This is a genomic window from Neisseria wadsworthii 9715 (assembly GCF_000227765.1).
In the GTDB taxonomy this organism is placed as follows: Bacteria; Pseudomonadota; Gammaproteobacteria; order Burkholderiales; family Neisseriaceae; genus Neisseria; species Neisseria wadsworthii.
Map to the genome: position 1 here is coordinate 2,080,787 of NZ_JH165159.1, position 12,623 is coordinate 2,093,409.

Annotated in this window: 11 protein-coding genes and 1 pseudogene; 3 read left to right on the forward strand and 9 right to left on the reverse strand. The window is 42.5% G+C overall.

What is annotated here, in order from left to right:
• The first annotated feature begins 313 nt into the window (after positions 1 to 313).
• Both HMPREF9370_RS09675 and HMPREF9370_RS09680 read left to right on the forward strand, forming a co-directional pair.
• Positions 314 to 895, forward strand: coding sequence for a DUF2478 domain-containing protein (locus HMPREF9370_RS09675; RefSeq protein WP_009117305.1), 582 nt, complete (start codon positions 314 to 316; stop codon positions 893 to 895).
• A 47-nt stretch (positions 896 to 942) separates the two neighbouring features.
• Positions 943 to 1,242, forward strand: coding sequence for a YbaK/EbsC family protein (locus HMPREF9370_RS09680; RefSeq protein ID WP_009117306.1), 300 nt, complete (start codon positions 943 to 945; stop codon positions 1,240 to 1,242).
• 2 nt (positions 1,243 to 1,244) lie between these two features.
• Here the strand turns inward: HMPREF9370_RS09680 and HMPREF9370_RS09685 are convergent.
• The 7 genes and pseudogenes from HMPREF9370_RS09685 to rlmD form a co-directional block, all read right to left on the reverse strand.
• Positions 1,245 to 1,895: pseudogene (locus HMPREF9370_RS09685) on the reverse strand (IS1595 family transposase).
• 277 nt (positions 1,896 to 2,172) lie between these two features.
• Positions 2,173 to 2,535 carry a roadblock/LC7 domain-containing protein gene (locus HMPREF9370_RS09690; protein WP_009117308.1) on the reverse strand — a complete coding sequence of 121 codons (363 nt, stop codon included), beginning with the start codon at positions 2,533 to 2,535 and terminating at the stop codon, positions 2,173 to 2,175.
• Between the two features lie 100 nt (positions 2,536 to 2,635).
• Positions 2,636 to 3,265, reverse strand: coding sequence for a hypothetical protein (locus tag HMPREF9370_RS09695; protein ID WP_009117309.1), 630 nt, complete (start codon positions 3,263 to 3,265; stop codon positions 2,636 to 2,638).
• A 2-nt stretch (positions 3,266 to 3,267) separates the two neighbouring features.
• Complete coding sequence (locus tag HMPREF9370_RS09700; protein ID WP_009117310.1) at positions 3,268 to 3,804, reverse strand: GTP-binding protein; 537 nt, start codon at positions 3,802 to 3,804, stop codon at positions 3,268 to 3,270.
• A gap of 11 nt (positions 3,805 to 3,815) precedes the next feature.
• On the reverse strand, positions 3,816 to 4,928 hold the full coding sequence (locus HMPREF9370_RS09705; RefSeq protein ID WP_009117311.1) for a response regulator: 1,113 nt from the start codon (positions 4,926 to 4,928) through the stop codon (positions 3,816 to 3,818).
• 17 nt (positions 4,929 to 4,945) lie between these two features.
• The gene (locus HMPREF9370_RS09710) at positions 4,946 to 6,388 is read right to left on the reverse strand and encodes a 23S rRNA methyltransferase (protein WP_174262998.1); all 1,443 of its coding nucleotides are present in this window, start codon (positions 6,386 to 6,388) and stop codon (positions 4,946 to 4,948) included.
• A 162-nt stretch (positions 6,389 to 6,550) separates the two neighbouring features.
• Entirely contained in the window at positions 6,551 to 7,873 is a 1,323-nt protein-coding gene (gene rlmD, locus HMPREF9370_RS09715) for a 23S rRNA (uracil(1939)-C(5))-methyltransferase RlmD (protein WP_009117313.1), read from the reverse strand.
• 138 nt (positions 7,874 to 8,011) lie between these two features.
• Here rlmD and HMPREF9370_RS09720 point away from each other — a divergent pair, with 138 nt between their 5' ends.
• Positions 8,012 to 9,004, forward strand: coding sequence for a L,D-transpeptidase (locus HMPREF9370_RS09720; protein ID WP_009117314.1), 993 nt, complete (start codon positions 8,012 to 8,014; stop codon positions 9,002 to 9,004).
• A 153-nt stretch (positions 9,005 to 9,157) separates the two neighbouring features.
• On the opposite strand, the gene HMPREF9370_RS09725 is transcribed toward HMPREF9370_RS09720, so the two are convergent.
• Together HMPREF9370_RS09725 and HMPREF9370_RS09730 are read right to left on the reverse strand one after the other, a co-directional pair.
• Positions 9,158 to 9,991 (reverse strand): GNAT family N-acetyltransferase, encoded by an 834-nt coding sequence (locus tag HMPREF9370_RS09725; RefSeq protein ID WP_009117315.1) that lies wholly within the window; start codon positions 9,989 to 9,991, stop codon positions 9,158 to 9,160.
• A 458-nt stretch (positions 9,992 to 10,449) separates the two neighbouring features.
• Positions 10,450 to 12,300: an NAD(P)-binding protein gene (locus HMPREF9370_RS09730; protein WP_040667645.1), complete on the reverse strand. Its 1,851-nt coding sequence runs from the start codon at positions 12,298 to 12,300 to the stop codon at positions 10,450 to 10,452.
• Positions 12,301 to 12,623: the final 323 nt, after the last annotated feature.

Genomic DNA, 12,623 nt, shown 5'->3' on the forward strand with positions numbered 1-12,623 from the left:
AGGCATTCTTTCTACATTAAAGTAAGCTTTGCTCAACCCAGCACAAAATATAGTGAAGTTTTCAGCATACAGTAATCGGGTTGCTGGGCTTCCACCCAGTAATTACCCAAACACTCTAAACTGTGCTTGGCAAAAGCAAACTCTCCTTGTTGCCGTGTTTTGGTTATCCCACGACAACAAATCTAAAGGTGATGTGACCAGATGTAACAATAAGTTATTACAAAACTATTCATCCATAATCCATTGGCACAATAGACATCTTTAGATAGCTGCTTTATAAGAGAAGTGCAATGATTACCTCAAAATATCTAAAATGAACATAAAACTCGCAGCTATCATACATGGTTCAAACAGCACCACCGCTCAAACTATTCTAGAAACCTTTATTACCCGTTTGCAATCTCAAGGATTCCGGATAGGCGGGCTAACCGCTACTGAATATACACGCAGAGATGGTAAAAAAGACAAATGCATCCGTGGGATAGAAAGCGGCATTCTCTATCCCATATTTCAAAACTTAGGGAATGATTCCGAATCTTGCAGACTGAATCCGGCAGGGTTAGCCAATGCAGCAGGCGAACTTCTGTCTTTATTGGAAAATCCTCCCGACCTAGCCATCATCAATCGCTTTGGCATAATGGAAGCAGCAGGTAAAGGTTTTTTTCAAGAATTTTTAGATTTGGTATACGCCGATATTCCTGTACTCACTTTGTTAAATAGTTCAAAATATCTACAACAATGGAGAGAATTTACGAATAATGAAGCCACTGAATTAGCTGCTAACTTAGAAAGTCTAATGACTTGGTTTAATACATGCATCAAAAACACGGACGACAATTACATGTCTAAAACGCCGCAGTCAAATAGTAAAATAACTAAAACAGTAACAGTATAATCACACTCGGAATAACGAATAAATATCGTAGAAAACAAGGAGGAATCATGGGAGCCTTAGCTGATCATGTTTTTCAATCCCTCAAAGAAATAGGGATTAATTACAATGTCGTACAGCATCCGCCTGCATTAACAACCGAAGAAGCCGATCGCTTTATCAAAGGCAAAGAAGGAGTCCGAACCAAAGCTTTATTTGTACCCAATAGAAAGAAAACAGCTTTTTACTTAGTGCTTACAGATGATGCAAAGCGTCTGGATATAGAAAAGCTAACAGATTTGCTACAAAAAAACAGGCTGAGTTTTGGTTCAGCCGAGCGGTTAAAAAGAAAAGGGGCTGAAGTAGATTAGCCCTAAATATCACACCAAAGCCGTAGAGTTTTTAACTGCTGCTTTGGTCCCGAACTTAAAACGAAACTCACATTCTTTCAAGAACAGAGGAAAAGATTTTCGGTCGATTCCGTTGTATTTGCGCAAGACACGTTTCGCCTGATTCCAAAAATTCCCAATGCCGTTGATATAGTTTTGCCGGTCGGCAAACTTTTTACTGTGATTAATCCTGTGATGGTGAAAACCGCTGACACCCAACACGTCGTAACTGCTCAGGCAGTCCGTATAAACTACGCTGTCAGGCGTGATTTTCCTTGTAATAACAGGAAATAAGCTTTCTTTTTGAGCATTATTCACGAGAACCGTATAAACCTTGCCTCCACGTTTAAGGATACCGAAAACCACCACTTTACTTACGGCTCCCCTACCGCGCTTTCCTGTACGCTTACCGCCGAAATAGCTCTCATCCAATTCTATAACGCCCTCAAAAACCTGATCTGTTTCCAAAACCAAGTGATGGCTGATAACAAGACGGATTTTGCGGTAGAAGAGAAGGCCGTATTGGGCTGAATACCCAAGATATCGGCAGCAGAACGTGCGGTTACTGCCAATACAAAATATTCAAGCAGTTTTCTTTGCAGACTCTTCTTTAGCTTACAGTGGGTTATCTTCATTTTGTCAGCCTATCATGACTGCTAATCTACTTCAGCCCCCTATAAAAACCCATGGCTCCAGTATATTATATAAATCAATCAACTTAACTTTATACTGCTGCATTGTTGCGCCTTAGCTCAAAGAGAATGATTTTGTGAACTGCTAAAGCAGCAACAAAATTAGTTTCGTATTACCTATGTATGCTGTCTCTGAAAAAGTTTGTCCGCTTTAGCAAATAGCTTTTATTCGCTAAATCGGACAAGCTTTTTTTATATATGTAGGTTTGGTAAGTTTAACTTAAAGAATATCAGCAATATGTTTTGCTGCACGCTTCGCATCAAGTAAAATCAAACCCAACTTACCACTCTCTTTCGCCATTAAAGTCAAAACAGCATCCGACCCTGCTTGGTTCAATAAAATATAGCCGGTTTTACCTTTAACCATTACCTGATCCAACTCACCACATGCCAATTCACCAGCTGCGTGGCTACCCAAAGCCAACAATGTGGCTGACATCGCACCTACCCTGTCTTGATCCAAAGTCTTAGGCATCAAAGTTGCTATTGGTAAGCCATCAGTTGAGATAACGGCAGAAGCAATAATATCCACAGAAGTAGCGTTCAAATCGCTCAATACTGACATTAAAAGTTGTTCACGCATATTTTTTCCAATTTATTGAATAATAAGCAGCTTGCTTGTTTTAGTTTTCCCACAGTGCCAATAAATTATTTCATTCATTAATGGCTGCTTGTACATAATCTTAACGGTTGCTCAATACTTTGATTAAAGAAACAAAAGCTTCTTGATTCAAATCAGGAACACCTCCAATCACCAATATCAACTTACTTTGACCAATATACAAAGGAAATAAAGTCAACTCGGTTTGACCCGAAGGATCACAAATACCCCATGCCGTATGATGGATATTTAAGTTGTTTTTCAACAATAATTGATGGCGCTCACCAACAGCAACTACCTCACTGGCTAAAATTCCAACTTCTTCCGCAGTTTCATGATGGAATCCCGCATTAGCAAAATACAATCCATTTTGATCTGCCAATAAGGCTCTTCCGATATTTGACAGTTTTCCTAGCAAATCGGGTAACTGTTCATCTGTCAGGTGGATGTTATCAACCGTAGGCGATTCGTCTCCATATAAAAACTCTAAGCGCTGAAGGCGATATAATAAATTAAGTGCGATATTAATATCACTTGTATCAGACCATGCCAAAAGCTTTTCAGTACTAATCAATTCATCAGAATTGGCTTTTAACAGGCCATGCAACAAAGTTCTACTGGCACTCACCGTATTATTAGAAACAGCATAATAAGCACCTGCGGGAGTAATTCTCGGATATAAATTTGCTTGTAACGAAAGAGTTGTGTCCATTCTTACACCTCTAAGCCCGGATCAATTGAGAACAACATAGCGCTAACCAGTTGTTTTACATCATCTTCCTGACGGGCATCTATTTCAAAAACAGGAACATTAAAATTATTCTGAGCCAGATATTTTTGATAAACTTCAATACTCGGCAAAGAGCGGATATCCATTTTTGTCACACCGACTACCAAAGGTGCCGTTTTAAGCAAATCTTTAAACGCCTCTAAAAAGAAATTTAAATCTTTCAATGGATTAGTTCGTGTATTGTCTAGCAAAAGAACCAATCCCATACTCCCTTTACTTAAAATCGTCCACATGAAATTAAAGCGTTCCTGACCAGGAGTACCATAAAGGTGAACTTTAGTTTCTTCATCCAAACGAATAACACCGTAATCCATTGCAACAGTCGTATAACCTTTACGCACCAATGTCATATCGGAAGCGCGGGCATCAGTTTGCACAGGTGGATCGTCAGATAACGCACTGATTGCAGTAGTCTTACCCACACCAACAGGGCCGGTAAATATAATTTTATTTTCAATCACTTATATACTCCTCACTTACCAATCAGCTTGCGCATCAATCTATTCAACAGGCCTCTCGGCTGTTCTTTCGAACCACTCGCAGCACGCTCGGCATCACTAGACATTTTCTTATCAGTAATCTCATTACTGTTCACGCTCATGCTGGAAGACACATCCACAGCAGCATTTGGTGTAGCACTTTTCTCCGTAGCAAACTCATTATCGGTTGCTAAAAATCCAGTAACATAAGTTGCGGCGAGATAATTAAGGATGTCTGCCATATCCAAAGGCATCACTTTATACAGCACATTCAAGTTTACCGACGTCTTAGTTAAAAATGCTGACAACCTCATCGATTCAGGAACAGGTGCTAAGCGGGTCAAATTAGGCCACCGCTTCAACGTAAAAACTGTCTGCGGAGTTAAAGGGTAAACTAAACGACCTTGCGCTGTCCAAATAGCCATTTGCCACATACACGACATAATGGTAACTTTAGCTTTATCTTTCCACTGAGGATTATCGGGAACTGCTTTGCACACAACCTCAAGATTATCATCTTTACACATGCGCTCCAAATCGTCAGCACTAACGGTTAGCAAAACGCGCTGAATGCTTGGAAACACGATCAAAACAGGCTTGCCATTATTTAGAACAGCCGTGTCCTGTTGGCGCGAGCTTGCCATTTTCAGTGCGCCCAAAAGGCCACTTTGAGGATTGAAACGTTTGATAGTTGCTTTTCTATATTCATTCTTTGAGCTCGACTCAGCCGGCTTCGCTGCATCATCACCCGGTTTGACTTCATAAACACTACCTCCTTGAACCAAACTACGCAAAGTTGGAAACAATGTATCGAATTTAACAGGTTTTGCGAGATAAGGCGCAGTCAACATTGGCTTTTCAGATGAAAAGATAACTACAGGAATATCACTATATTGCTGACGTGACTCATGCCAAGGCAACATACCGCGTTGTGTATCAACATCAACTAAAACCATATCCGGCTTATGCTCTGCACCATCTCCGACGATTTCATAATTAGTCGTATTGTGCATTTTAAATGCCATGCGGAAAATAGCTTCTTGTTGTTCACTAAAATCCTTCAGCATCACCCGTACTGTTTTAACTTTCGGTAACAGACTATCCATTGTTGGTACTCTTATAGTTATTTAGAAATTTCATTAACACGTTGCAACAAACGACTCATCGCCAATACTGCTTCTTCCGGCAGAGTTGATGCACGATCTCTCAACAGTTTGACAAACTGCTCCAAACGATCCCAACCTTCAGAGCGCTCATACAAATCGAAGAGAGTAATATAAAGTTGAGATTCTTCCGGATACTGCAAAACCGACTGTTCTAATGTATCAATGGCTTGCTCCAACTGCCCATACATCAGTAAAGACTCAACTTCTTTAATCACCATGTCCGTAGGCGAATTGCTGGTGCTGGTTACCGAATCATTCTCCAACACCAAATCACGGTAATGGGCCTTTAACTGACGCTTAGAAGGCTGCAAATAACCTTTAGCTAATCCGATTTCCCGGATTTGCTGCTCATTAGGTCCTTTTTCAAGGTCATCAAACAGCTCATGTTGGCCCAGACTATATCCCCAGCCTAACATTCGTTCTTTCACTTGTCGCCCATAAGGCCCTAAAGAATAATAGAGTTTCCATAAGTGTCCGGCAAATTGCTCCACTTCATTATGTTGATAGTCAAGTTTCAAGGCATCAATGATAAGTGCTGCCGGTTTTTCCGATTTTTGAATAGCTCGATTATATTGTTGAAGTGCAGTTTCATAGCCGACTTGGTTTTTAAGGATTTTGGTGCTGCGTTCAGGCTTTACAAAACCCATAACCGCATTCATTTCTTCATTCGACAAATCACGCAGCTCTTGAGTACCTTTAGCTACAACAATCGCACTGCGTTTAGATGCCCGTTTCTGCGGTGCAACTGAACCGGGCGCAGCAGACTGATGAGCAGTTTTCGTACTTGCCACATTTTCGCCTCCCAAGCCTGTCTTCTCGCCGATTTGATGCGCTACTTCCTGCATACTCCAGCCCAACTTCGCCTCCGCAACCACGCGCAAGGGTAAATTGTTTGAGTCTTGCATCAAACCTTCACGAACATAATCAGAAAGGCTCTCATTCGACAAAATATCAGCATGTCTGTCCAGAGTGGTTGCCAACAGATCTATATTTCCGGTACTCAGGCTTAAGTTGGCCAGCTCATGCACCAATTTTTCAGGAGCATTGCCTTCCATTTTATTAAGATAACCCGCTAGAGATGCGGCTGCCTTATCTTCGTATCCAAATTGTTTATAAACCTGATATTCGGTCAATGGATCCACTTCTTTTGCAGAAACGGAAGTAGCACCGGGATCAATGCCTCCGGTGTCCCACTCCCAATCTTGGTCGTCTGTTTCTTCCACAGTTTGGCTGACCATATCCAGCCATTCGCCAGACGATTGTTCTGCCTCATTATTCTGGGCACGTTTAAATGCAGGCTTAGTTGTCGTTTTATCACCCTTTTTGTTTTGCTTTAAGCGTACAAAAAGGGCCACAATTACCAGCGCACCCAATAATCCTATTAACAGCGAGTAATTCAAGAAACTCTCCCGATATATACGTAAGCCTATAAATACTTAATTTATCGAATTAAATAGATAAAATTGGCATCAATAGGCTGTTAATTCCTCAGATGTGGATAATAGCATGACTTCCTTATATCAGTCATTTCACAAATAATTCTTTACGCCTAAAAATACCGATTATCTAAAAAAAAGACCGATAGACTCAACATGTGCTGTCTGCGGAAACATATTCATAATACCTACCTCTTTGAATTTATAGCCTTTTTCAATTATTACATGAGCATCTCTAGCAAATGTTGCAGGATTGCAGGAAACATACACTATCCGCTTAGGCATAAAAGGTTTACACAATGCTTTAACAATTTCATACGCTCCGTTTCGCGGTGGGTCAAGTAACATTTTGTCTATTTCACCCCATTTTCGAATATCCGCTTCTGTAATTGAAAACAAATCTGCTGTTTCAAAATGCGTATTCTCTGCACAACCGTTGATTTTGGCATTCTTGCGTGCCCGTTGCACCAGATAATCCACACCTTCTACACCTAAAACATGTGCGCCGCTTTTGGCTATAGGCAAGGTAAAATTGCCCAATCCGCAAAATAAATCTGCGACCCTTTCTCCTGGCTTAGGTTCAAGCATTCGAACAGCCCGCTCAATCATCAATGTATTTAATTCCTGATTAATTTGCGTAAAATCACCAGGCCTGAATGGCATCCGCACGCCAAATTCAGGTATTTCATAAAACAAATCAGGCATATTTTCCGGATAAAAGGGCTTAGCTTGACTTTGTTTGGTTTGCAGCCAAATTTGCCAAGCAAAGTGTTTGGTTTGTAAATGCCTGTCTGAAAATACCTTTAGCTTATCCAAGTCTTTTTCAGACAGGCATGTGTTTGTACGAATATTCAAGGCAGTAAGCAGTTTGCCGACTGAAAATTCTACATACTCCACAACAACATTATCAGGAAGGCTACCTAATAACGTGCGCAAATGAGGCAACACTTCTTCTACATGCGGTGGTAAAACGGGGCACTCGTTCAAATTCACTACTTCATTACTACGTCGTGAACGAAATCCGAGCGACACTCCGCTCTGTTTGTTTTTTGACACACTTAAACGTGCACGATGGCGATAAGCCCAAGGATTGCCATAAATCGGAGGCAAAATATTTTCCGGCTTTACCTTTCCAATGCGCAGCAACTGCTCTTCCATCACCCTTTGTTTGTATGCCACTTGCGCTTTTATCGAGGCATGTTGCAATACGCAACCACCGCACACACCAAAATGCTGACACGCAGGTTCTATGCGGTCGGGCGAAGCATGAAAAATATGGGTTACATCTGCTTCATCAAAACTTTTCTTGCTTCGTGCCACATGAAAAGCAACTTCTTCTCCCGGCAAAGCACCTTGTATAAAAACGGTCTTGCCGTCAGAACGCGCAACGCCCCGTCCTTCATAATCTACGGCAAAAACTTTTGCCTTGCCTTGTATACTGCCCTGCATTTTTGATGACCTTAATATGCCTACCTTCCGGCCGACACTGATAAAATCTGATATTTTCTCACAAAATCATTGAAAATGCGGTATGATTTCCTTTTGATTTTAACAACCACAACATACACTTAAAAAAGATAATTCACAATGAATAAAACTGGATTAGGTCTGTTTCTTGCCATATTCAGCGGCGTAGCAGCAGCCAACACACCCCTGCCAGACGTTCAACCTTACTCGGAAGGCCAACACGTTTTTATCAATATTCCTCAACAAAGACTGTTTCTCTATACCAACGGTGAACTTACCAAAGCGTACCCTGTTGCCGTAGGCAAAGCAGCCACCCAAACCAATTTGGGCCGCCATCTCATTGGTGCCAAAGCTTATAACCCGACATGGCATATCCCGAAATCAATTCAAAAAGAATTGAAAGACGGTAAAACTACCATACCTCCGGGGCCGAGTAATCCGCTGGGGCCGGTGTTTGTTCGCATGGGCGACCCCAAACTCGGCTTGGGTATTCATGGCACTAATGCACCTGCAAGTGTTCCGGGGGTGCGCAGCCATGGTTGCGTACGTATGAAATCGCCTGATGCACTGGAATTTGCCCAAGCCATTAATACCGGCACGCCTGTTGATGTGATTTATCAAATGGCTTCACTGAATGCCGATGCCAATAACAACCTTTGGTTAGCAGCCTATCGTGATCCTTACCGCCAAAACAACTTAGATACAAAAGCCTTGGAAACCAGCGTGAAGAAATGGGCTCAAACCCATGGCAAAACCGTGCATACCAAGCGCTTAACTCTTGTATTAAAAAATAAAACCGGCGCGCTCAATTGTATTACTTGCGGTTCGAAAAACGGAAAAGTACCCAGTTCACTGAAATCACTGGCTTGGACAAACGGCGATGGGGAATTGAGCAAATCCGTAGCGCCTCCGCCGAAGCCCGTACCGCAACAAGACGAAGTATTACCTGAAGGCAGCGAAATTGAGATCGACGCAGGCACCGACACCCTGCCCGCTTCGGAACGCGCACCCCAGGCGCCTCAAACAGAGCAGGAACCAACATATTTCAATGCTATTCCCCCTGCGTCTGATAATTACCAGTCAGAAAATAACGGCACTTCACATTTGTTTTGATACCGTCGTTTAACAGAACAATGCCTGTCTGAAAAATTTTCAGACAGGCATTGTTTCATATATTCTCAATGGCCGTTAAATCACAATCTCCGCAAGCCGTATACAATTTATAAAATACTGCAAGAATCAAACTGAAGAGCATACAAGACTGCACTATCCCTTGAATTCCTCAACCTTACAAACAAAGTGATGACCGGTAATGTCAAACCCGTGACGGAAATATAAACGGCGGGCATCGGTACGGTCTTGGCCAACAGTTGAATTAATCTGAATTTGAGTAATCCCCTCTTGCCGGGCAATTTTAGCCACTTCTGCCAATAAACGCGCCGCATAACCCTTGCCACGACTGCTGGGGATCGTTACCACATCATCGATATGGATGTAGGTGCCGCTGACTAAGTTTACAGAAACACGGAATCCGCACACAGCCAGCGCACTGCTCTTTCCTTCTTCGAAAATACCCAGCAAACGATAGCCCTGGGGGCGTTGCAGGGTATTAACTTGCTCGACGAAACGGTTCACATCTGTCAGCATAGGGCGCAGAATACTTAGTGCCGCAAACGCAGTTGCAGTTTCCGCCGGCTCAATTTCTCGCAGGCCTTCAATAACTTCCGTATCGGAAGCGGGCACCAGAGCAGCGCTTGCTGCAGTTTCTACCGGTTTCCGCTCCTCAGCAACCCCTTCTTGATCTTCACGTTCGTCAATCAGGGCATTGCAGTTCATGACCCTTAAATCATTATCGGCGGCAAAATCCATCAAAAAACGGAACATTGCCGGATTGATTTCTTCCAGATTTTTATGTACGGCAACACAACGCACATTATCCACCAATAAAGGGCGAACCCATTGATGATAAGAAAGCCTGTTGCCTTTATCAAATGAAGACAAAATGCCGCATAAGCGCTCCGACCAATCGCTAGGACGGAAAGTTTTACCTTTGCTGGTTGTACCGTGAATAATTATTTCATCAATATTGCAAACTAACATAATGCCCTCTTTGATTTGGTTTTATCGAGTTTGGCATACGCACAAACCGCATTAATCATGCAGATTATACATAGGTTTAGGCGGTTTAAACATCACTCCTTGCCGAAGTGTAATTTTATTTCTTTCATCACTTGAAATGCGTAAACAACATCGACATCGTTTTTCAGATGCTTCAGCTGATTTATTTGTTGAAACCGAATTAAATAACAGCTCATAAAGCCTAACGTAACTTAAAAGAAATTTTATTTCTATTTTTATGCAACATTTTGGTCAATCCGAACTTGCCAAGAAAATTGACAACGCGATACTTGCAATATAGCCAACCCTAGGCTATCAACAAAGAAAACGGCTGATACCTTTGATAATCATTGTTCACACAGAAGTCAGTCTTCCACAAATTTTATGCCTGTCTGAAAAGTTTTCAGACAGGCATTATAGGTTTAGCAGTTAAAACGTATTTAAACAGACGCTTCTTTAACTGCACGGAAAGCTTCATCCACTGCATTTTGCAGATACGGCATCCATGCCATGTCGCAACCTGCCATAAAAATATTGCCTACCGGTTTGCGCATAGCGCGTGTAGTACGCTCCATAGATTGCTCCGTATCGGCAAGCTCCGCCTGTTCGTAGCTATATCCGTGCGCCCAGCGGTTCAGGGTTACATCAACCAACATTTCATCGAAATTTTCCCCTGCCAATTCATATAGATGACGCAATTGACCTAACAATTCCGTTTTAAGCGCGTCATAGCTTTGTGCAAACAATTTTCTGCGCCCATTACGGTATTGCTCGCGGACATTTTCTCCGGTGAAATCGGTGGCAATCCGAACGGCATGCACAATCATTGGTTCATCCGGGCTCTGCTGTGCCTGATAACCGCCGATATTAACCGGATCTTCAAGCTGTATCAGGCAATAGGGAGAACTGGGGGCATAAAGCGAATACACGCCGAGCTTTTTAAAAGCTTGAGCGTTTTTTACCAAAACTTTGGCATATACCATCGGCACTTTCACGCAGCTCAATTCGGTTTTTTTCTGCGCTTCCGGCATCTGAGGAATAATGCGGGCCGCCAAGGCGCTGTGTCCGGCAAAAATACATTTCTTAGCCTGCACTTGCACAAGCTGCTGATCATCGTGTTTCAAATAAGCCACCGCCACGCCTTCGGCATTATTTTCAGCCAACAAGGCAGTGCTGTTTAAGCGGATGCGTGTGGAATTTTCAGGAAGGTCGAGTTTGCTGTAATCGAATTTGGCCAGCACAATATCTTCCATCGTATTGCCTGCGGCTATGCTGGGAATCAGTTTACGAACCAGCAATCGGGCGATTGAAGCATTGCCATCGGGAAAATGATAAATATACGGCTCTTTTTCTTCTTCTCCATCTTCTTCAGGTAAACCTAAGTTTTGCACGCCCGGATAATTTTCTTCCAATGCTTCAATTACGGAAATAGCGCTGATGGGATGGCCCCAATATTCGGAACTGATGTCTTTCAAATAATTAAGCGCACCCTCCGGCAGCTTTACCGTGTCTTTCAGAAAATCATAATAACTGGTTTCTTCTGCAAACTCGATGCGTTGGCGTTTTTTCTTACCTTTTAAATAGTTGGTTTTACTGGTATAAAGCTCAACTAACGCCTGCTTGGCATCTTCAGCTAATGGAAACCGGCGGATAATTTCTGCGGCATTTTCTTTACCCGTTTCAGGCAGGCTTGGCACCACTGCTGCCTTACCGAATACCTCAGGACTAAAGAACACACCTTGTTTGAGCTGCCACTTTTTCTCATATAAATCACGGTCGAAATATTGCTCGAATTTTTTATAGTCCACACCCAAGCTTTCCAAAAGCGAATGCGCTTGCTTGGAAAAAGTAGTTTTCGGTGAATCCAGCGATTCGCTTCCGCCATATGTGATGAATGTACGGCCTTGATAGCTGAACTCATTACGCTTGGCGTGGCCGCCAAAATCATCATGGTTATCCAACACCAACACTTTGGCTTCGGGATGTTTTTGACGGTAAAGATAGGCTGAAGTAAGACCGCTGATACCGCCGCCGATGACCACCAAATCATAATGTTCTACCGCTTTACCGGGCAGCGTATAGTTTTTGCCAAACATGGCCATACTGTGTGCAGCGGTTTCACTACCTTCGTGATCACCACGCAAACCGTTAAGTGCGGGCGGATAGTAAATTTTGGCTGTATTTTCAGGCTGCGCCGCGCGGTATTCTTTTTGGCAAGCGCTAAACATCAGGCTACCGGTTAAGGCGGCCGACCCCTGTAAAAAGTAGCGGCGGGAAATTTTGTGTTGCATTGTCATCTCTAAAATTGTGTGTTTTTTATGAGTTCGGGATTATAAAACCTTATACCAACTTAAACAATCTTTACAGTTATAAAATTACACCCATCTAAAAGTTTTCAGACAGGCATAAACTTTGTATGGCCAATCAACTTAAAAATTGGGATAGCAACGCGCGTCTTGGATGTTGGTATTCCCGTTATTTTAAGATTGCGCTTTCTAGCCGCACGGCCTCTCACTTTTTTACTTCGCCAAAATAAGCGAAGAGAGGCGGGCGCAGTTGCCAAAATGTGCTAATGATTTAAGCGTTCGACTTTTTTAAGTTGATTTACTTATAT